This is a genomic window from Microbulbifer regidiadema (SeqCode), assembly GCF_052467605.1.
Genome location: NZ_CP174316.1, coordinates 796,799 through 821,081, shown reverse-complemented (window position 1 = coordinate 821,081; position 24,283 = coordinate 796,799). Strand labels below are relative to the sequence as shown.

General features: G+C 50.8%; 5 protein-coding genes. 2 read left to right on the top strand and 3 right to left on the bottom strand.

The features are described from left to right. Positions 1-40: 40 nt before the first annotated feature. The 3 genes from ACJJIF_RS04360 to ACJJIF_RS04350 form a co-directional block, all read right to left on the bottom strand. Positions 41-433: a VOC family protein gene (locus tag ACJJIF_RS04360; RefSeq protein ID WP_444931022.1), complete on the bottom strand. Its 393-nt coding sequence runs from the start codon at positions 431-433 to the stop codon at positions 41-43. Further along, positions 430-5,283 (bottom strand): RHS repeat-associated core domain-containing protein, encoded by a 4,854-nt coding sequence (locus ACJJIF_RS04355; RefSeq protein ID WP_444931021.1) that lies wholly within the window; start codon positions 5,281-5,283, stop codon positions 430-432. Before ACJJIF_RS04355 ends, ACJJIF_RS04360 begins: the two co-directional genes overlap by 4 nt. A gap of 688 nt (positions 5,284-5,971) precedes the next feature. Beyond that, entirely contained in the window at positions 5,972-7,072 is a 1,101-nt protein-coding gene (locus tag ACJJIF_RS04350) for a YncE family protein (protein ID WP_444931020.1), read from the bottom strand. Positions 7,073-7,436: 364 nt separating this feature from the next. Between ACJJIF_RS04350 and ACJJIF_RS04345 the strand changes: the two genes are divergently transcribed. Then, the gene (locus ACJJIF_RS04345) at positions 7,437-15,038 is read left to right on the top strand and encodes a SpvB/TcaC N-terminal domain-containing protein (protein ID WP_444931019.1); all 7,602 of its coding nucleotides are present in this window, start codon (positions 7,437-7,439) and stop codon (positions 15,036-15,038) included. 26 nt (positions 15,039-15,064) lie between these two features. Then, the gene (locus ACJJIF_RS04340) at positions 15,065-24,145 is read left to right on the top strand and encodes a Tc toxin subunit A-related protein (RefSeq protein ID WP_444931018.1); all 9,081 of its coding nucleotides are present in this window, start codon (positions 15,065-15,067) and stop codon (positions 24,143-24,145) included. Positions 24,146-24,283 lie beyond the last annotated feature (138 nt).

Genomic DNA, 24,283 nt, shown 5'->3' with positions numbered 1-24,283 from the left:
TAAATTCTTCCGGCACATGAAAATCATTCATTATTATATCCTAATATCTTCGATAACAATCCCATTCATTTGGGTCAACAGAATTATCATCTTCATAATTTTCACATTCTACTAATATCTTATTTCCATCTGGATCGACAATAATCCCAGAGTAGCCCCCCGGTGTCATTGCAATCACCTTAAATACAACCCCCTTATCCATTAGCTCTTTACAATAACTAAGAAAACCATCTTTCAGTTCATACCTAAAATAACAATAGTTTTCAAGCGGGAGGATTTTCTTGATCTGTGGCCGTATTCTAACTTCATCATAGCCAGAGATATTCAGTTTAAAGCCATAATCATCTTCAGAAAAACCCATTTTATTCTCATAAAAATCCTTGGAGGCATCTATATCCCTGGTAGGAACATAAGAAATAAACATAGAATTCATCCTTTCTCTTTACAACCTTTTATTGATTTCGCAGGGGGCCTTTTACTTTCTGGGGCCGCCTCCCGCGCACCTGCAACTCTTTTTCCGGGCGCTCTATGCACCTTAGCTCCCAAACTTTCTATTCTTTCCTTTTCCGCCATATAAAACGGACTTCTATTAGCAGAAGAATCTTCTCCAATATCTATGAACTCATACCCCTCATCATGCATTTCCTCAATCCAGTCAGCATTACCTTGTACTGCTCTTCTCTCCCATTCTTCTGAGAATAATTCTACATCACCAGCTCCAGATTTCCTTAGAATTACATTCCAATCTTTTTTAATCGTTCGATATTCAATATTTGGGTAATCATTAGCTATTTTCTTTACATATGCTTCTATCGCAGCCTGGCCTTCACCAATAACTATATATTTTCCTCCCCCTCCCACGGGAACTTGATGTAATCCAAACGGATCTACCCACTCTATCGGATTATTTACATATTTATAACTATTTCCCCCCCCCAATAATCCAATCGGGTCCTGCTGAGTAAACTCCCCGGCTTCAGGATCATAGTACCTAAACCGATTGTAATGCAGGCCAGTTTCTTGATCGAAGTACTGCCCCTGAAAACGAATCGGCTGCTCTATCTGGTTTTTATGGGCTAAAGCGATATTGCCATAGCTCTTATAGGCGACACTCCATACTACTTCACCTTCCTGATTGGTAAGGGTATCCGGCGTGCCCAGATGATCCAGGTGGTAGTGGTAAACCTGCTCTTCCTCTTGGTTGCCTTCCTTTAACGCAACCGGCTTGAAAGTACCCGGTTCAAAGTAGTAGGTCCGAGTATTCAGGTCCTGCCGGGTGTGGATATCAGCTTTGTTTTCACGAAGCAGGACATCGCTATCCCAGAGGAAACTGGTTTGTTCACTGTTAGTTGCCTTGCCAACACGACGGCCCAGCGGGTCGTACTGGTAGTGGACCTCTTGCTGAAGCTGTTCTTCTCCTTCTTCCAGCTTAAGCTTTTCTACCCGCACCAACTGTTGGCGACAGTTATAGTGGTAGCGGGTTTGCAGCTTCTGCCCTTTGCCACGCAGTTCGGCGATGCGGTTGCCGTGAATATCGTAGCGGTAATGGGTATCGCCACGGAAGGCTAAGCGATTGCTCTTAACTTGAGTAGAGCTGGCCTGCTGTTTGGCTTCATCCTTTGAATTAGCGGCGGCGAGAATATTGTGTGCGGGATCGTGCACAAAATATTCGGGGTTGGGGCCATCTACCTGAGTCAAGCGGTCTAGGGCATCGTAGTGGTAGCTGCGCGTGCCACGCAGACTATCCTCAATCTTGGCGATCTGACCGGCTTTGTTGTACTGGTAGCTACGCTCCAGGATTGAGTGAGAGTTCTGAGTTGGGTCGGCGACTGGGCCATCAGCTTTGTTTAGACGTAACTTTTGCAGCCGTCCCTGAGGATCATAATCTCGCTGGCTTTCCAGGCCATTGCCATGCTGGCGCTGGCTCTCCCGGCCCAGTTCATCGTGACTGATACGGGTAATCAGCTGATTGGTATCACCACCGACTGGGCGGCGGTGTAGGCTTTGGAATTGGCCGGCGGGGTTAAAGGCGAAGTTAAGTGCTTCGCCATCGGGCAGGGTCGTGGTAATACGGTTGCCGGCGACATCGTATTGGTGGCTAAGCTTCTCCTTGCCCTGCCAGTCCGCAGTGACGCGGCCATTGGCATCATACTCCCAGCGCAGTTTGCGGTGGCTATTTTCCGCTTCAATTAGCTGACCGCTGCGGTTGTAACGGAAATTGGTAATCCCATCAGGAGTCACTTCTTCCAACATACGACCGAAAGGATCGCGTTCAAAAATCGTATCGATACCTTTGCCGGTATCAGGATCAGTTACCGCTCTTGAAGCGATAAGATGGCCGGCGCGGTTATAGGCGTAGCGGGTTACGCGGCCGTCAAAGCCCACTTCTTCGATGAGACGTTCGTTGAGGTCGTATTTAAGCTGGTAGCGCTCGCCATTTTCATTGGTGAGGCCAACCAAGTTGCGCTCGCCGTCGTAGTGGTATTCCAGGCGGCTGCCATCCGGATTGGTGCGCGCCCTAACCTGGCTGAGGCCGTCGTAGGCGTAGCAGGTGCTGCGGCCTTCGGAATCCATCACCTCCGAGAGTAGCCCTTGAGCGTTGTAGCTGTACTGGGTGCGGGCACCATTTGGGGTAATAACCGCGCGGATACGATCCTGGATGTCGTATTCATAGCGAGTGACTTGGCCGGGGGCGTGTTGTACTTCTTGCAGGCGGCGAGCCATATCATAGCGATAGTGCTGGCTGCGGCCCATAGGGTCTTGGATCGCAGCCAACCTGCCTTCCGGGTTCCACAGATAGCGGGTGGCATTGCCGAGGGGGTCGGTAACGCTGCCGATCAGACCGACCGGGTTATAGCTGTAGCGGGTGCTGTTGCCGAGGGCATCAGTGGTGGCGACGATCTGGCCGTTTTTGTTGTATTCGCGCTGCCAGGTGTTACCGGATGGGTCGGTGACTTTGCCTGGCAAGCCTTCGTTGTTGTATTCGATGCGGTGGCTATTGCCGGCGGCATCGGTCTTTTGTACTAAGCGGCCCTGATCGTCGTACTTATAGATCTCTTCGCGCAGGCTGCCATTATCGCTGGGCAATTGGACCTTGGTTACCTGACCCAGCTCGTTGTAGCTGTAGAGCGTCTCTGCACCCTCGGGGTCGCGGTGATAAATCGGTAGGGCGCGCTCATTAAAGCGGTAACGTTCCTGCCCACCACGGGTATCGGTCACGGTAACCCCGTGCCCATCCTCATCCCAGGCAAACGTGTAGTTGTAGGTGGCCTGCCCATCGATGGGGTCGCCCCACTGGCGTATACAGCGGGCCGAGGGGCCTTCTCTATCCCATTCGAAGTAAAAGCGGTAACCGGTTTTTAAGGTGCGCTTAGAGATGACATGTTGCTGGTATTCATAGTACTCACTGTAGCCATCCGCATCGGTGGCTTTTATCAGGTCGCCTTCATCACTGTATTCGTACTGAGCCAGTATTTTAATGTGGCCATCGCGGGTTTCTTTCTTTAACTCACCCATGCGCAGGCTATTGCGCTGCCCTTCCGGTGGGCTGATATGCAGGGCTTCGCCGAGACTGCTCTCGATACAAATCAGGCGTTCGCCGATATAGTGGAACAGGTAGTAGTTACCGTAACCATCGCGAATTTCGGAAAGTTTTAGAGTGCCACTCTCGCCTATCGCCTTGAAATGTTTTTGTACGCCATTTAAGGCGCCGTAGGGACTGATCACCCAGTGCTCATCATTGATACGAGTCAGTGATAGCTTTTCCACCACATTGTGGCTTCGCCCGCTATTGCCCGGTGTCGGTAAACTAATTACCCGACCCTCGGCATCGTAAAACTTTACGGTTTTATTACCCGGGATCAGGCGCTCGTTTAAGGTGTGCGCCCAGCCATGGCCTAATCCAAAATCTTCACTATTACTGCTGCGATAAGAGCGGGTTAGGGTTAATGGCAGCGGGCCATCCAATACCGCATCCACCAGGGATAAAAACTCCTCCCCGGTTTTTAAGTTAATTGGATCACCGCTGTAACAGGATTTTTTTGCACAGGGTACAACCTCACCTTTGGATGTCTGCCCGGCTGCATTAGAGCTATTGTCAGGCTCGTTAGTATTATTCGCTTGACTATTCTGATTACTATTTGAATTACTGCTAGCGCTACTGTCGGAATTACTATTGTTTTGATTACTGCTGGAACTACTGGAAGAGGGGCCGCCAGAGCTCTCGGGCACGGCAGCCTCAGTGGAGCTAAAGTCAGAAAAGCTGGCGCTGCCGCCCTTGGCCCCTTTTTCCTTGGAGTCCAGCAGTCGCTGTTTTTTCAGCTTGGCTAAATCCAACATTAGCTCGCCAACCTTTTCAAACGACTTCAGCAGGCGCGCATTTTTAACCATCGCCGCAGCCGCACCGACACCCCCGGTAACGGCGGCAAGAACAATCGTGAGAATAATCTCAAAGGCACCACCACCGGCCATTTCGGTCATTTCAAGGCTGTGCTGGGCTTTTACATAATCCTGGGCAAAGCGGAAAATAATATCGCGCAGAGCCGGGTCATCGTAAATAAGCTGGGTAACATCCAGAGCCAGTTCCAGCTGCTGCCGGGTGATTGAGGAGGGGTCAAAGCCGAGAACATCGACGATTTCCCGTTGCAAGGCAGTGACATTCTCCCGGTGAGACTCTTCGAAGCTCTTGTCATGTAGGAAGTAGTTCGCTGTGGCAACCCCCAGCTTATGGGATTGGCGTATGGGATTCAGCATCAGCGCTACTTCAAGCACATCTTTAGTCCACACCGCCAGGCCCCAGGCGGCATTGCCCAAACCTGTCGCTCCGCTTTCAATATAGGCGCCCACTTTTTCCAGAGTGGAGCGCTGTTCGTGTTGCCGCTGGATCTGGGCCGCTTCGGCGCGCTCTTGGGCGATAATTTGCTGTAACCCCAGGCGGATTTTAACGATTAAGTTCGTTTGCTGGTTTTCCTGCCCCGCCGCAGTAGCAGGTGCCTCTTCGATAATTAGGCGATTCTGTACCAGAGCGCGGTAAATTTCCCGCGCATGAATGGATAAATAGCTCGGGGGCTCGGATGCAGGCCCTGAAAACGGCGTGCCGAAGGTATTGGTTTGGAAACTGCTATTGAGTGGGAAGAAATGAGTGTAAATCTTCTCAAGAACGGCATCGTCGAACATAGAAAGTAAATGGCTGGCATCCACCTGCATCGGGAATGCAACCGCATCTCCCCCCGCTGTCCTGACTTCGTACTGGATACCCTGCTTATCTTCAACACGTAGCTTCATAATAATTCTTTAAATACTCACACCCAGGAAAGAGCTAATTCAGTTCATAGCGACCCGAGAGCTTGAGAAGCCCCCTTGGACAATGGTTTAATCGAATTTATTTGTCAGACTCAACACCAAGAGATGGACCTGGACCTGCCGGTCACCAATAGGCGGCAATTTCAAATACAGCTGGTATTAATTAAATTCGAAATTTACACATCTGCCAATCACACAGACTTACAGGAAGTGGCTGCCGAAAAATATTCTCAGTTAATTGAGAATATTTAGGGGTTGTCACACCAAATGGTACCTAGGTTTAGACTTTTATCTTATACCTATTCTGAAAATGCTTTTCTGTACCAAATGCAAGATGAGGTTTAAATTTTCCGGGCAATCTTATCGTAAATCCTATGAATATGGTAAGTAAGAAAGAAGGCCTGAATTACTGGTACAATTGTGCAAGTTAGCTTAAATTTACCATGATATTTTTCTCCACTTGGACTTAGGCCTCCACAAGCCGACACAGCAGATAATGATAAATCCAGGGGCCGACCATGAAAGAAATCGCATAACAGCCAATAAAATATGAGACCGAACTCTATTGGGTGAGGTTGCTAAAAATTACACAAAGACGGCAGGCAAGAAGAAAAGGTATCAAGAATAGAAATCAACAGCTCCTCTGCGCCACATCAATTTAGACTATTTATCACTTATCTTTCCGGTGCTTCACCACGGGATCACGAACCAACATAATACCGAATGGTGTATGGCCGGTTGCTACAATGCGACCATTATTGGGGATTCCGTGCTTATCAATATCGTAGATGGTAGTAAATTCTGAGCCTGTATTGCTATGTGTTACAAACAGTTTGTCATTATCTATTGTCACCATCAGGTTATGTGGATACGGCAGGACCGCTGCAACTGGTGAACCTTGTGCAATAGTGAAATCACTGATGTTGATCGTATAAAGTGCGGCTTGACCACTACTCGAGGTGATGTCACTCACATATAGATACTCTTCCTGTTCGTTAGCCCAAATACCATGTGCGCCTGGAATACTGAGTTCCGCTTCAATAGTTAGTGTGTCGGGATCAACTTTGAGAAGCTTGCCATCTGTTTGAGAAGCTACATACAGATAACTGAGCCCAAAACCCCAGTACATCAGGTGTGGATCACCGGGTACCTTAAGGCGATCTATTTCTTGAAAGGTGGACCCACTAAACTCAACCAGCCAGGAGTCCTCTCCAGCTGGGCCAAGCAGAGATACGATGGCGGAAGTTGCGGTTACCGTGATGTCATGTGGTTTAAAGTTACGGTGAAGATCTCTTGGGATTGCTACCGTTGCCAACACCTCTTTGGTATCCAGTGAGATAACCGTCATAGTTTTATCTATATCATTCACGACCCACATCTGACGTAAGATACCGTGATTCCACATATGGAATACGCCGTTGCCGGTAGGAATTTCTGCAATCCTACGGATACGTAGTGCATCATAAACCAACACACGACTATGACCGCGATCACCAATCCAGATCTCATCTGAGTAATAAGGGTTTTGCGCATACATCGGTTCAGAGCCGGGCTCCAATTCGATATGTAGTTTCTCTTCTGAGGCCACATCAATCAGCGTAATGGTGGTATCACTGCGGTTTGCTACAGCAATTTTACTACCGGATGGTGAAGGGGGAACTTTGTTAGAAGGCAGTGCCGAGGATACTGTTATCAGCGAACCAAGCAAAAGCGCGCCGCCAATTTGCAGTATTTTAGCGAAGGGAAAAAGTAAGGAAAACTCAGGCATCATATATAGTCCCATTATTATATTTATAGATCTATCCCATAATCGAACCCCCTAAAGACTTTGACCGAAGCAATACACCCTTTTATCTTGAAATTAAATGTTGGTAAAGTGACAAATCTTTCTTTGCATCTATATTAGAAAGTTTAACACTAAGTAGATATTAAAAAATCCTTGGCGAAAAGTAACTATTTTTAATATGAGCCACCCCTTAAATATCGTTTGATCACAAAGACTTGATGATCTCTTTACACCCGTTATAGTGGAGAGCTCCCTGCCGCTGGGTTATTTGTGCACCAGTGTAAAAACTAAAAGCTGTCTTACGTTAACTGAGTTATCAACACGGCCTTAGCCCGAATTGGATACCGGTATGCAAGACGATGATGCAGATTCACCTAAGTCAGGCCCCTTCAATTTACAAGGTGGCCTTTCCGAGCTGAAAACTGTTGAAATTCCTAAAATTGAGTTACCGCAAGCTGGCGGTGCTATTCGCGGTATTGATGAAAAACTATCGGTAAATGGGGCAAATGGAACAGCTTCATTTTCAGTACCTTTACCCGTCGCGGCAGCTCGTGGGGTAGCACCGCAGCTCCAGTTGAGTTACAGCTCTGGCTCGGGAAATAGCATTTTTGGCTTGGGCTGGGCTATTAGCTTAGAGTCGATTAAGCGTAAAACTAACCGTCAATTACCCCAATATAATGATCTGGAAGACTCAGATACCTATCTATTTGCCAGTGCAGAGGACCTGGTGCCAGAGTTTGCCAAGGGGCCAGGGGGCGATTTTCTACAAAACCCCGGTGGCGGCTACCAGTTAAGGGAGAGAGACTCTGCGGACGGCCAGTTTCAGATACGTTGCTACAGACCCAGAGTTGAAGGTTTATACAGCCGGATTGAGCGCTGGTTGCACAAAGACACCCTTGAGGTTCGCTGGCGGATACTTACTAAGGACAATATTACAATTCTTTTAGGCTGGAGTGACGCTACAAGGATTGCAGACCCAAATGATGTTCGAAAAGTATTTGAATGGCTGCCTGAATTTATCTTTGATGATTTGGGCAACTGTTGCCATTATGTTTACAAACAGGAAGATAGTATTGGGCTAGACAATAACTTACCCTGCAATAGTAATCGCCGCCAGGGGGATCAACTCCAGTATAGCAATTGTTACCTCACCGATATCTACTACGGAAATCGTACACCCTACTCTGCTTTAGAGGATATATTCCCAGAGCCTTTGGACTATATGTTTCATACCGCATTTGATTACGGTGAGTATGACCTCAGTCCACCCTACTCTAAAACGGCAAGCTGGGCTCAGCGGCAAGACCCCTTTTCCAATTACAAGCCAGGATTTGAACTGCGCACTAACCGCCTATGTCGGCGTGTTTTGTTGTTTCACCAATTCCAGGAGTTACCTGGCGGCGTAGCCCTGGTCCGCTCTCTCGATTTTGAACACGACGATAACGGTCAGCAGGGTTTTACCTTCCTGCGATCCATTACCTCTCGGGGCTATATCAAAGATGCCAATGGCGATTACTCCAGTAAATCGCTGCCACCGATGGTGTTCAACTACCAGCAACATGCCTGGAGCCGCCATGTTCAGGTAATTGACACAGATAATATTACCAATGCACCCGTTGGCCTTTCTTCCAGCTATCAGTTGGCAGACCTCTACAGCGAGGGGCTTTCCGGTATTCTGGTGGAGCGCTCTGGCAGCTGGTATTACAAGCGCAATTTGGGCAAAGGTCATTTTGAGGTAGCCAAGGCCGTTGCCCCCCAACCAGCGGTACAAAATACCAGTGGTCATTGGAAGTTGATGGACCTGGATGCGGATGGCGCCAAACAACTGGTTAATTTTCGCTCCAGCCCCCAGGGTTACTTTGAGTTTGGCGCAATTGGCGATGAGCCGCACTTTCACAGCTTCCAACAGCTGGCCAAAGTCGATCAGCGTAGCCCTCACGCCAAACTGCTGGATCTCACCGGAGATGGCAGAGCAGATATCCTGATTTCTGAAGATCATACTTTTACCTGGTATGAATCCAAGGGCCGGGATGGCTATAGCGGCGCCCGTCGGGTCGCGAAGTTATTTGATGAGGAGTCCGGCCCGGCCATCGTGTTCGCCGACAGCAAAGAGAGTATCTTTATTGCGGATATGAGCGGTGATGGCCTCAATGATATTGTGCGCATCCGCGCTTCAGAGGTGTGCTACTGGCCCAACCTGGGCTATGGCCGATTTGGCCGCAAAGTGGCGATGAACAGCCCTCCGCTCTTCGACGCGCCAGATTCGTTTAATCCCGCGTATTTACGCCTGGGGGATATTAGTGGTTCAGGAACTACAGATATTGTTTATCTGAGTAAGCAGAAGGCTTCCTGCTGGCTCAATCTGAGTGGCAATAGTCTGTCCTCCAGCCCCTTTGAAGTGGACTTCTTTGCAGAAATCCACAATTTGGCCGATGTCACTCTGGCTGATTTATTGGGCACGGGGACCCAGTGCTTGGTGTGGTCCAGCTTATTAGATAAGGATTCCGCAGCCCCGCTTCGCTATATCGACCTGATGAGCAGCCATAAGCCTCATTTAATGAAAGGCTATAGCAATAATATGGGCAAAGAGGTGAACCTGACATTCACCCCCTCGACACAGTTCTATATCGAAGATGAACAGGCAGGCCGCCCCTGGGTAACAAAACTACACTTCCCGGTACAGTGTCTCTCTGCCGTCGAGACTTTAGACCGGATTACCGGGCACCGTTTTGTGAGCCACTATCGCTATGCCCACGGTTATTTTGACCACGCGGAGCGAGAGTTTCGCGGGTTTGGCATGGTAGAACAAACCGATTCTGAGCAGTTTGAGCATTGGGTTATGGGGGAGTCCAGCAATGTTGTGGAGCAACCCCTACACCAGGCCCCAGTGCTAACCCGTCAGTGGTTTCATACCGGCGCATTTATTCAGGAGAGTGAAATTCTCGCTCAATTTGAGGGTTCCTATTGGTATGCGGAGCTTAAGCGACAGGGGTTTAGTGCCGAGCACAGTGAACAGCGCTTACCGGATGCCACTATTTCTGTAGCTGATGGTTTGCCAAGCTCCCTACTCGATCAGCTCAATGCCATTGAGCACCGCCAGGCCGCCCGCGCCTGTAAAAGTATGTCTTTGCGCTCCGAGGTCTTTGCCCTGGATGCTCCCGCTAGCAATCCGGGTTCCGAAGAACTGCGGTTACAACTGACCCCTTTCGCGGTGGAGGCCTCCAACTGCCACATTGAGCTAATCCAGCCCAAAGGGCAAAACCCCTATGCGGTATTTGCCGTGCGCAGCAGTGAATCCATCAGCTACGCCTATGAACGGGACATTCAAGATCCTCGTATCGCACACACAATAAACCTCGATTTTGATCAATACGGTAATTTGCTGGAATCCGTGAGCGTGATGTACCCCCGTGCGCAGGTAGATACAGATCTGCCGCTCGCGACTCAAGCAGCCCAGGGGCGTACATCCATCAGCTACAAGGTGATGGACTTTACCAACGCAGTCGAAACCGATGATACCAGGCAGCTGCCACTACCTTCAGAAGAGCGCACCTATGAGTTACGGGGCATAGCCGCTTCAGGTGACTATTTTATCCCCGCCGACTTTTACGGGGCATCCCTGGCTGCGGAGGTGCCCTACCCTCAAAAGCACAATGATCCCCCGCCCGGCATGCCGGAGCGACGCCTGATAGAGCATCTGCGCTCAACTTATTATCGCGACGATTTAAGTGGGCCTCTACCGCTGCATCAATTGGAATCGCGGGCTCTCCCTTTTGAGACCTATCAATTGGCCTACACCCCCGCACTGCTAACAGAGATCTTTGCCGGAAAGGTTGACAATGCAACCCTGCTGGCCGGGTCCTATGTACATAGCGAAGGCGATAGCAATTGGTGGATACGCTCAGGGCATGTGAACTACCTTCAGCAAGGCGAGATGGCCAGTGCCGCACAAAATCGGTTCTTTATGCCGGTGAGCTATACAAATCCTGTTGGGGCCCAGACAAAAGTCAGCTACCTCGCGGCATTTACCTTTATTGAATCCTCTGAAGATGCTCTCGGCAACCGCACCCTCGTCGAACAGTTTGATTTTCGCACACTGACCCCGCGCCGCCTGCGCGATCCCAATAACAACCTTTCAGAATCCCTCTCTGATGAATTGGGCTTTGTAAAAGTGAGAGCGGTACTGGGTAAAGGGGGGGAAGCGGATGACCTGATCGGACACGAAGCCCAAACCAGTGAGAGTGAGGCGGGCCACACCAGTGATTTTTTTGCAGCGGCGAACTCCAATGAACTGGTTGGTTTGGGGCAAACCCTCCTGGGCCATGCCAGTAGCCGTTATGTCTACGATTTGGAAGCATTTCAAACATCGGGGGCGCCGATAGCGGTCGCCACAATTATTCGGGAACAGCACTTTCAACAAAACGATAACTCACCGATACAAATCAATTTTCAATACCACGGCGGACTGGGTGAAGTGGTGATGGAGAAGAGTCAGGCCGAACCCGGCCTGGCCAAACGCCTCACTATGGGCCCAGATAACAGCGTGGTGATTGAAGAGGTGGATACATCGCCGCATTTACGCTGGGTGGGCACCGGCCGGGTAGCCGTTAATAACAAAGGTAACCCGGTCAAACGGTATGAACCTTACTTTTCCACCAGTCACGCTTATGAAGACCGGCGTGAACTGGTGGAAACCGGAGTCACCGCGATCTTTTATTACGACCCACTGGGGCGGGAGCAACGGATGCAGCTCCCGGACGGCACCTTCAGTAAAACTGAGTTTAGCTCCTGGAGCCACATTACTTATGACCCTGGCGATACTGTGTTGGAGTCCTCCTGGCATCACAATCGGGTTAACCAACTGATCAATGAGGAGCTAAGTAGCGAAGGTAAAGATCCATTGAAAGAGGCCGAAGCCGCTACAGCCTCAGAAATTTATCACGATACCCCCTCAATCAAACACCTAGACCCTCTCGGGCGCCCGGTCTTACAGGTTCAGCACAATCGCTTTAATGGCGGTGATGAATTTATGTTAGCGATTGGCGAGCTGGATATTGAGGGTAACCTGCTATCGGTTACTGATCCGCGCGGCAATCAAGTTGCCAGCTATCAGTACAGTTTGCTCGGCGTTGATGCCTATCAGCATCTATCGGACTCGGGACAGCGGTGGATACTCGAAGATGTGGATGGCAAACCACTGCGGACTTGGGATGAGCGCAACCACGAATTCCAATATCAATATGACTTACTAGGCAGGCCCACAGAGTCGCGAGTTATCGGTGGCGACGGCGTACAGCCACTGGATCATCTCTTTGAACGTATTTTCTACGGCGAAGCGGAGCCGGTCCCGGAAAACAACAATTTGCGCGGCCGGGTGGCCCGATACTATGACACCGGCGGCCTCTCTCTGGTGCAGTCTTATGACTTCAAAGGGAAGCCCCTGAATAATCACAGACAGCTGTTTGCTGACTATAAAGGCATACCTAACTGGACCGATCCCAATTTGATCGCCGATCTGGAAAATGAAGTCTTTATATCCACCACAGAGCGGGACGCCCTGGGCAGGCCCACCCAATCGACGGCACCAGACGGCTCTGTTGAGCTGACTTTCTACAATGAAGCAGGATTGCTCCAGCAGAAGCAGTTTCAGCCCGATGGCGGTCTGCTCCAAACGATCATCAATAATGTCGATTACAACTCGAAGGGGCAAAGAGTCCGGTTAGAGTTGGGCAATGGTGTGGTTACTGAATATCAATACGACAGTAAAAACTTTAACCTTCTGCGAGTCAGTTCCACCGCCGGAGGCAACCAGGTACTTCAGGACCTGAGATTTACCTACGATGCAACCGGTAACATTAGCCATACACTGGACGACGCAGTACCAGTGCAGTTTTTCAACAATCAGGTTACCAGTGGGCTGTCTACCTACATCTACGATGCCGCTTACCGTCTGCGCACGGCCACAGGCCGAGAAAACAATGCAGCGCTGGTATTCGCGGCCAACGATAACTGGAATGACCTGTCCTTTCGGCACGCTCTCAGCAATGGTGATCCTGCGGCGATACGGAATTATAGCCAGCTGTTTGACTACGACCTTGCCGGCAACCTGCTACAAGTTCAGCACCAGGCTTCAGGAAACAACTGGACACGGGATTACACTTACCAAGCCGCCAATAACCGGATGACCTCCACCAGCGTTGCCGGCGACAACTATCTTTACGGTTATCACCCAAACCACGGCTATATCAACTCCATGCCTCATCTGGAGGAGCTTGGCTGGAACTTTAAAGAGAAGCTGGTGCTTTCCATTCGCCAAAAAGTACTCAATGGAACACCCGAGACAACCTACTATCAGTATGCTGCGGACGGGGAGCGTATTCGAAAAATAACTGAGCTGGCAGCAGCGCCGGGCCAGCAAGCTCAGCAAAAAGAGCAGCGTATATATCTGGGCAACTACGAGCGCTATGAAAAGCTATCGGGGCAAAATAATGGCTTGGTCAGGCACAGCCTCTCTGTCACTGATGATCAGGGGCGAATAGCCCTGATTGACCGGCGCAACCATATCGACGACGGCACTCTGCCCAGCCTTATTCGCTATCAAATCAGCAACCATTTAAATAGTGCCTGCCTGGAAGTAGACGAAAATGCCCAGACTATTTCCTACGAGGAGTACCACCCTTTTGGAACAACCGCCTACCAGGCAACCAACAACAATATCCAGGCTGCAGCAAAACGCTATCGCTATGTGGGAATGGAGAGAGACGATGAAACCGGTCTCTCCTATCACTCCGCCCGCTTCTACATCGCCTGGCTCGGGCGATGGTTGAGCGCAGACCCCAGTGGCATTGAAGATGCTTTAAATGTTTATCAATACTCGAAAAATAACCCAGTCTCACTCACTGATACCAATGGCCATGAAAGTGATGAACAAAAGGCCTCCCGATTATTTGAGGAGTTCCTCGTCGATCAGGGCGTGAACTACCGTAAAGAGGTGCCGTTCCGGGTGAAGGTCAACGGTAACTGGGTCAAGGGTCGCGCAGATTTCTTTGTCGAGACCTCAACAGGCTGGGAGCCCGTAGAAATGAAAGGCAAGGCGAGCTCACCTTGGACTACGGCACAGAAAAAATATTTACCGGCCTTGCAATCAGGTGCCCAATGGGAAACTACGAATACGCGTAAATTTAAAACCAAGGTTTCGGGCTCTGGAGGCGGCAAGGTCTTTAACGTACACACTGTCGCTGCCGGCAAATATCAATTTCAAAAACTCTTTACTTCTTCTGTTATCCGCAGACCTGGGGGCGATGCCTCAAAGGGGGAGAAGGTTACGGTTACTAAAGACAAAGACGGCAATGTACTAGAGACCTCTTCCAAACCTCATACCAGCGAGGGAACACGCTCAACCCCCACTGACACAAAGACCAAGACTAAAACCAAGACCAGAGTACGAGCAAAAGCAAAAGGACCAAGAGTCAGGGGGCGAGGTCCACTTGGCCTGCTTGTCGGCGGTGCCGTTGCCGGCGGAACACTGCTGACTGGCGGGGATGCCTATGCGGCGGCTCAATCCGTCAACCCGGCAGCTGAGACAACCGATGCCTTGGTTGAGGGTGGAGATACAGGGGATGTGGGTAAAGGCATTGCTACCGATATCTTCTATTGGACTCCACCAGGTATCGTTGTAGGTACAGCAGAATTGGTGTGGGATCTGAATCAAATGGCCATGGATGCCTCCCACTTCCCAGTCCCCGAGGGCTTTACCGAACAGATGGTTGAAGAGGGGCGCAATCCTTTCTGTGCGATATGCCATGATTCCCGGGGGCCCGGCAGCGAAGCCTATCGCCAACAACAAATGCTTAATTCACAGTTACTCCAGAATACTGAACCAGCAACAAATGCCCTGACCGATGCAGAGCAAGAAGCCGTTCTAGAGTTTATTAACAACCTGGAAGAATAACGAAAAAGGACAAATAGGACGCGACCATGGCACAGAACAATATCATCATGGGAGCAGTCACCAGCAATTATGGTGATTCTACCGAAGGACTGTTGGTTAGAGCTTACGATATGGGGCTTCGTTCTTTACGCCCCCTGGGAGAGACGAGCGTTGGCGCTGATGGAAAGTACCTGCTCCAGTGGGTGTCTAAAAGTGATGTGGCAGGCGAAGAGAGTATTGCCCTGGGCTTGGAAATACTGGCGCCCATCAGCGAAACGCTACTTTTCCGCACCGCACCCGACAGCACCTTGTTTCCTGCGGGCAGCCGGGAGGTCATTAATGTCACCCTTAAGCAGCACATCACTCGGGAGAGCATTGAATACGATGCACTGAGACAGGATATCCAGCCCTTGATGGGCAACCTCAGAGCCGCAGAGCTGGAAGAGACCAGCGAGAATGGAGATGTATCACTCCTGGCAAAACGCACCGGGCAGTCACGCAGCAGTATCACTTACCTGGCACTGGCCGAGCGCCTGGAAGAAGCATCTGGTATTGAAGCGCCCTTCTTTTACGCTCTTTTACAGCAGGGCACACTACTCAGAAACGACTTTAGGCAGCCTTTACAGCTGCGCCTCTCTGTCGATATAGATAGCGACACTACAGCATTACTATATGAGGCGGCACTGACCGATAGTGCAGCAATTGAGCAGGGTATTCAGCAGGCGGTCGCTGAGAAAGTCATCACTTCAGAGACAGCAAACAATGTTGCCAAGCACCTGGACACTCTATCTACTTATAAAGATGAAGCGCAAAAATTTGCTGATACTGAGCGACAAGAGCGCATTCTCGGAGTTATCTCGCAGTTTGTGACTAAAGATAAACTCAATGAAGCCACAACCCTGCTCAATGAAAATCCTGGCAACCTCGATAGCGCCCTGGAGAAAATAGCTAACAAAGCATTTCTGGTGGATGCCAGCAGCGCGCCAAAGTTAAAAACCGAGCTGGCATTAGGGGAAATTCTTGGCTTTGACAAAGTGTTCATCGATCAAGTGGCCAAGCGCGAGAACATCTCAAGCACGGATGAAATTGGGCGATTGGCGAAACTGTCTAAGGAGGACTGGAGTAAGCTGCTCAAGCAAGCTGACAGTGAAATTAGACCAGGCAGCAAACCATTAGCCAGCGGCGCTATTGAAACCTATGCAAAATCGCTCACACTCCGCTTGGAAAGTGCCTATCCATCAGAGGCATTCCTTGCACAGCTGGAAAGAGACAAGCAGCCGCGTATAAAAAACCGCGCAGAGATTACGGCGCTTATCAATGAAACGGCAAAATTTGATCTAAAAAGCACAAATATTGATCAGCTTTTTGAGGAAAAGCAGCTAACAGGCGAGGAGCATCAGGCTTCCCGCGAAGAGTTGAAGAAAGTACAGCGTGTATACCGCCTGGCGCCGCAGTACGACAAGGTGACTGGGCTGCTGGACCGGGGAATCACCTCATCGCGGGATATTGTTGCCAAGGGAAAATCCCTCTTTCTCAAGGAAATAGCCCCTGCCGCTGGCATCAAGTCTGAAGAAGCGGGGCTGATATATGCCAAAGCGGAGAGCCTATCTAGCGCGGCAATGATGGTTGCGGGAGATTTACAGGATTTGGCCGCTGCCAATGTTATTCCCTCAATCAACACAAAGAAACTCGCGGTCAAGGCACAGCAAGTCGCAGAGGATTATCCAAATTTAAAGTCCCTGTTTAAGGGCACCGATACCTGTGCCTGCGAACACTGCCGCTCGGTTTATGGACCCGCCGCCTATTTGGTTGAACTACTGGAATTTGTCGATAACCGCAATGTTACAGACCTGACCGTTGCCCCGCCGGTAACAACGAATCACGCACGAGACCTGCTGTTTGAGCGCCGCCCAGATCTGGGGGAAATTGATCTCAATTGTGCTAACGCCGTTACCCCTGTTCCCTATATCGATTTAGTCTGTGAACAATTGGAGACATTGATCGCTCCAGATACCGGCATACCCTATAGCGGCGACCTCGCCAGTGGTAGTGACCCTCTGGTTGGGAGTATCTCGCACAATTTGCATACGGCTCTGCTCAACAATGGTATTCCCATCAGTGAAAATGCCCAGGTTTTCCCCTCGGAAACCCTCGGGGTATCGACAACCCTGCCCCACTATATCCGCGATACCAAAGCGGTAGTTAAGGCGGTCAATCAGGGCGGTAATAACTATACCCTGTTTCGGCTGCGGCAAACCCTTTCCCCAGCAGAAGAGCTGGCGGCTGCTCCCGAATATGTCAACCAGGCGGCCTACTCTGAACTGGCTTCAAGTAATTTCGCCTTCACACTGCCATTTGATCTTCACCATACCGAGGCAATAGCCTATTTCGATCGCTTTGATGTCGACCGCGCAGAGCTTATGCGCAGGTTCCAAGTAGGCAGCAACCCGCAAGAATATGTGATCGCAGCAGAGCGCCTGGGGCTTAACGACAGCGAACGGCAGCTGATCACCCAGGATGATATTGCCGGACAAAACGATTATTGGAATACCCCCCTGCCGGATTTGGCTGTTGTCAGCACTTTTCTAGATAAAACTGCACTGACTTACCTTGAGCTCAATCGCCTCTTGGCATTGAATTACATTGATCCCGACAGCAATTTATTTATCCGCCACCTGGATTTAACCTGCAACCTGGATCAAAAGGAGATTGCCAACCTCGACAATAGTGCCCTGGATAGAATCCATCGCTTCTTGCGACTACAGAAGGTAACCGGCTGGAAGCTGGAAACTCTGGACGCCATTATCAGTCAGCCCGCCCTAGGTGGAGGCCAGCTGGACAATGATACGATAAGCCTTCTCGGCGATTTGTCGGAACTGAGCCGCCTCAGTGAAATTGATATTGATGATCTCATTGCCTGCTATGGCGAAATTCCCCTGCAAAACTATCCACGAGTCTTCCAAAACAAGGCCAAAAACGGCGTTATCGATGAGGCTTTGGCTCGGGAAAATATTGACGGAACGGGTTTTCTTGCCGATGTTGCCGGCAGCCTGGCAACCTGCCTGCAAATTGACAGTGAGTCTTTTAACCGTTTGCTGACGTTGCTGGCAGACAATATTCTCAATATTGAAAATCTCAGCTCTCTGCTCCTGCTAACCCACTTGATGCATCGTCAAAAATTAAGTGCTGAAGATATCGATATCCTGATTGATCTCTGTGCGGTAGACCCTCTGCTGTCCCCTTTGGATACGCTCGAATTCGTCCACTATGCCCAAGTGACCCGTTCACTGCCCATCGGCTTGTCCACATTACGATTTTGGCTGTACCACCAAGCAGAGGATCTTGAAGTACTGGAGCTTAAGACGGCATCCATCGAAGAGATTCTGGGCCAACTCCAAGGCGCTTACCAGCAGGCATGGATCGATAATGCCTCGCCTTTTGATGCAAACCTGGAGTCTGCTGAACAACAAGAGGCCCTGCTAAAACTCTTGGGCCAATTCACCCAGGTTAGTGAAGATGATGGCAAAGCCATCCTGGGATTCCTGGAGCGGGACTGGGATTCTGCTGCTGCTGCAAAAGGGTTGATCGATAATCTGTTTGCAGCCACTTTCGATACTCTATCTATCAATGCCGCAATTGATACCCTCGATTTACTCGCACCAGATGCAGATATTAGCCAGGCCAGTAAAGATTTACTGCAAGTACTAATGAGCGCCCTGTCATCCCATCAGTTTTTTATTGCGAAACAGCAGATACTAACCACCAGTATCGCATCTGCATTTAAAGCCGACTCAGATATTATCGACACAATACTCAAGGCAGCAGAATTAAAACAGCCACTGCCGGGGCACGGTGTTTTGGCTGAACTACTACTGGCCGATGACCTGATTGACACTCTGAATCAACCCCCTGTGCCGCCGGTAATCTCAGCAGGCAATTTCCCGCTGCACTTTGCCGCTTTGCGGCTCCTGCACAAGCTGGTGCCGTTAGCTCTGTCCCTACAGGTGGATGCCGCGTTGCTCAACTGGTTGCTACAACACAGCGAAGCACTGGACTGGCTAGAGATTGACAAAATTCCCAATGAGAGTGGGCAGCAGGAACAGCGCCTGGATGATTACCTAAATATTATCCTAGCCCTGCAACTGGCTGAGGAACTGCCAGCGGTGGCTGACCCTGCCGACGCCGGCAACGCGATCAGTTTTTGGTCCGTATTGGCCATGACACTCCCGGGAAGCGCGGCGAGCCGGGAGGATTTTCTGGATAGGTTGGCACTTCTCAGCGCACACGATCTCGCCTTACTCGACGCCCTCGATACGCACTTCTTCCCTGCATTTGATCTCAGCGAATATCGCAAGCCAGCCACTTGGAGCCGTATTTTGGAAAGCGCTGAGCTTGCGCGACAGCTATCCAGTTCTGTCGAGCAAATCCAGCAATTCATCAAACCCGCACTTAACAGTGACGACACACAGCAACTGCGCCAGGCATTGAAATCCCGCTACGATGAGTCCACCTGGCTCGGGACCCTCAAGGAAGTGATGGACGCTATTCGCCCGCAAAAGCGGGATGCCCTGATTGCCTATCTGCTCGCAACGAGGCCAGAATTTAACCACACCAATGATCTCTACGATCACCTGCTGATCGATGTAGAGATGGAAGCCTGTATGCCCAGTTCAAGGATTGTGCAGGCACACAATGCTATCCAGCTATTCGTGCAAAGATGCCTATTGGGTTTAGAACCCAAAGCGGCTGCGGATAAAGACAATGACAGTGGCTGGGAGCACTGGAAATGGCTCAAGCTCTATCGCCTGCGCGAGGTCAACTACAAGATTTTCCTCTACCCAGAGAACTGGATCGAAGCCGAACTGCGCGACGACAAGTCCTCCCTTTTTGTCGAACTCGAGGACGAGCTACAGCAAAACGAGCTGACTGAATTTACTGCCGAGCAAGCCTTTATCGGCTATATGCAGCGACTGGATGATTTGGCTTTCCTGGAGGTGGTGGCCACTTGGTATCAAACCTCAACGCGTATAATGCATGTGTTTGCCCGCACCAAATCCGGTGATCCCGCCACTTACTACTACCGCAGGTTTGAGCAGGAACGCTACTGGACCCCGTGGGAGCTGGTGGACCTGGATATTACCAGTGACCAGCTGCTGGCCCTGGAGCGCAATAATCGGCTCACCCTGGCCTGGCCAATCTTTAGTGAGGAGCCCGACCCCAACCCCGAATCCACAGTGCCGGATTCCACCCCGGGCACTGTCGCCGCGACAGACAAACCCAAACGCAAACTAAAAATTCAGCTGGCCGTCAGCGAGTTTGCCGATGGCCGCTGGCAGCCCAAACGGGTATCGAAAGATGCGGTGTTGACCCCCTCCAGCTATACAACGGCAAACCTGCAACAGGAGCTCTACAACCTGATCTATTTGCAGGCTGTTGACCAGGTATTGTTACTAAAAGCCCTGGGCCAGGACGCCACTGAACTGCGAGGCTCCTTTTTACTCACTGGCTGCAAAGGCTATCCAGAGCTGGCGACCCAGGGGAACGCCCCCTTCCCAGATTTCTTCCCGGACTTCAAAGATACACTGCTTACCGTGCAGCGCTATAAAGAGTGGAATTGGGACCCGGCCGACCAAATGGCTGCGCGTACCGCTTTAACGCCCTTTGGCTTTTACGATATTTTGAATCGTACCCCGGGTAATTTCCGTATCACTTATCCCCATCAGATGACCATTATTGATTGGGCAATGATACTGATCCAATACCTATTTATCCTGGCTTACAGTAATAGCAATAGTACCGCCGCCAAGTATGACAAGGTGCTGAAATTCCCGCTTGGCACACTGCTGCCTTACTTTATGGAGGATAGTGAGCAGGGCTATGTGATCATCCCCGGCTTTTACGCCCGGGCTTCCGGAGATCCCAGCGGCGAACTGACCAGCGCAAGCTCTTCCACTACCGAAGTTCGCCGAACGGCATCTGACGTCATCCAGTTTATAGAGGATGCTCTGAACCTCTACCTGAAGGTGGTTGCCCGGGTACAGGCCGGGGAGAGTTTTGCGGATGTTGTGCAAGACTTACCCAATGATGATGACTATCAGAAATTGCTGTCAGAATTCCAGACCTACACAGAGCTTCAGTACGGTGAGCGCTTCGCCAATATGTACCACCCGCTGATGTGCGCCTTCCGCAAAATCCTCTATCAAGAAGGTATTCCCGCCCTGATGCGGCGCAGCACCCAAATGCAGCAAACCGCTTTCAGCTTTGCCAACTACTATGATCCCGCCCCCGTGGTGCCGGAAGAATACCCGATTGAGGATGTTGATTTTTCTTCGGATGGTAGCTACAGCGGTTACAACTGGGAAATCTTCTTCCACCTGCCCATGCTGATTGCCACCCAATTAACACGCAATCAGCGCTTTGAAGAGGCAATGGAGTGGCTGCACTTTATCTTTAACCCGACCGGGGCCCTGCCCGGTGAGGCCCCCAACAAATACTGGGTTACCAAGCCGTTCTTCCTCCGCAGTGAAGACGAGTATATCGAACAGCGTATTGATCAATTGTTATACCGGATTGCCGATCCCAATACGCCGGAAATTAAAGAGCTGGAATTTGCCATTCGGCAGTGGCGGGATAAGCCATTTAGCCCCCATGTGGTTGCACGCTTCCGTAGCGTCGCCTACCAAAAGGCGATCCTGATGAAGTACATCGATAACTTGGTTGAGTGGGGGGATTACCTGTTCCGCCAGGACACGATGGAGTCTATCGCCCAGGCCACCCAAATGTATATCCTCGCGGATAAACTGCTGGGGCCCAAGCCCCGCGTCGTCCCCCCTGTCGTAGAACCACCACCGCAAACTTACAACCAATTGCAGGGCAAGCTCGGGGCCCTCGGCAATGCGCTGGTAGAGCTGGAAAATATCCTACCGGACCTAGCCGCCCTTCCCGAGGGCGGAGCTGAATTGCCTCCGGCACCAATCACCTTATCCATGTTGTACTTTTGTATTCCGCAAAATGAGCAGATGGTGGCCTATTGGGATCGGATCGCCGACCGGCTGTTTAAAATTCGCCACTGCCAGAATATTGATGGCGTTGAAAGAAGTCTGGCCCTGTTTGCCCCCCCAATCGATCCGGCCATGCTGGTGAAAGCGGCGGCCTCGGGCCTGGATATATCCTCCGTGATTGCCGGACTCAACGCCCCTTTGCCCTACTATCGCTTCAGCTCTCTGTCCCAAAAGGCCAGTGAGTTCGCCGGTGAAGTCCGCAGCCTGGGAAGCTCATTGCTACAGGCACTGGAAAAGAGAGATGCTGAAGAGCTGGCCTTGTTGCGCAGCGAACTGGAAATCAAGCTGCTGGAAGCCAGCACCCAACAAAAAGAGTTGGCGATTGAGGAGACGACAGAGCAAATCGAAGTACTCCGCCGCACCCGAAAAGTTACCGAAGAGCGGCACCAGTTCTACGCAAATATCGAGAAAATCAGCGCCAAAGAACAGCTCAACCTGGATAAGCTGGCCAAAAGCCAGGATATGCAGCTGGGCTCACAGATCAGCCGCACCCTTGCGGGGGTTATGGCTATGGCGCCATCCCTTCTGGGCGGGGCCTCCGGTTTTGGTGGCAGCCCTCATATCACCTTGGAATGGGGCGGCAAAAATCTCGCCGCCGCAGCCAATTCCGCCGCAGATGTACTGGATATTCTCGCGGGCATTGCCGCCTATGAAGCCAATAGAGCATCGATTACCGGCGGTTACAATCGCCGTTTCGAGGACTGGAAACACCAGGAAAGCCAGGCACTGCTGGAGCTGGATTCAATCGACCAGCAGATTACCGCAGCGGAAATTCGCAAGGCGATGGCCGAAGAAGACCTGAAAAATCACCAGCGGCAAATTGATAATGCCCATCAGACCGAAGAGTACATGCACTCCAAGTTTACCAATCAGGAGCTGTATCAGTGGATGCTGAGCAAAATCAGCTCGGTCTATTTTAGTGCTTATAAACTCGCCCACGACCTGGCGAAAAAAGCTGAGCGCAACTATCAATTTGAACTGGGTCGCCAGGATAGCTTTATCGCCTATGGCTATTGGGACAGCTTAAAGAAAGGGCTACAGTGCGCGGATAAACTTATTTACGACATCAATCGAATGAGTGCGGCCTACCTGGACAACAACAAGCGCGAATACGAAGTTACCAAGCATATCTCCCTGGCCCAGCTCGACCCTCTCGCCCTGGCAAGGCTGAGAGCTACCGGCAGCTGTGATTTTGAAGTAGCGGAAGCCATCTTGGACTTGGATCACCCCGGCCACTATTTCCGCCGTATTCGGGCTGTGAGCCTAAGTATGCCCTGTGTTGCTGGCCCGCAGACGTCAGTGGGCGCCAAGCTCTCATTAGTTACCAATAAATACCGCCGGGACCTACACCCGGACAATCTCGCCGGAACCGGTTACGCCGAAGATCCCGGCAATGATGAGCGTTTTGCCTACAATATCGGCGCAATTCAATCTATTGCCACATCGGCGGCCCAGCAGGACAGCGGTATGTTTGAGCTGAATTTCCGTGACGATCGCTACCTGCCCTTCGAGGGAACGGGGGCTATTAGTAGCTGGCGCCTCGAACTCCCCAGCAAGACGCTGGCCCAGTTCAACTATGACACCATTGCCGACGTGGTACTCCATTTAAGCTATACCGCCCGCGATGGGGGCTCCGGGCTTCGCACCTTGGCAGAGTCCAGCATGACTGAGCGGCTGCAACTGATCAATCAGGAATTGAGCCAGTCTGGGTTGCATAGCGCTATTGACCTGAAGCATGAACTTCCCAACGAGTGGCACTTACTGAAAGGACAGGGTTCTACACAAATTACCCTAGAGCGAACCCGGCTGCCCTATCTGGCCCAATCGCTGGAGGCGAGTATTTCTCATATCGTCTTGCTCGCTCAAGTAGCGGATAACCCCGCCACATTCGCCTTGGATATTGATGATGCACCAGTCAACCTTGCGAGAATCGATGAGTGGGGACTGTGTCAAGGTGAGGTAAATACCATCGCCCTGGATACGCCATTCGAGCTCAGCGTGGCCGAGGTTGATCAGGACAAGCTGGAGAAGTTACTGCTGATCGTGAAATACACCTTTAATGGTTAGTTTGGCGTAATTTTCAGATTGCTGCTGTTACTTTGGAGGGGGGTTGCACTGGTTGGGGGCCCATCTGGCCCCTCCTCTATCGCATGTGTGCCGCTTGTTGCGGGAAGTTAGGGAGCTTCGCAATTTCTCTGGGCGCCT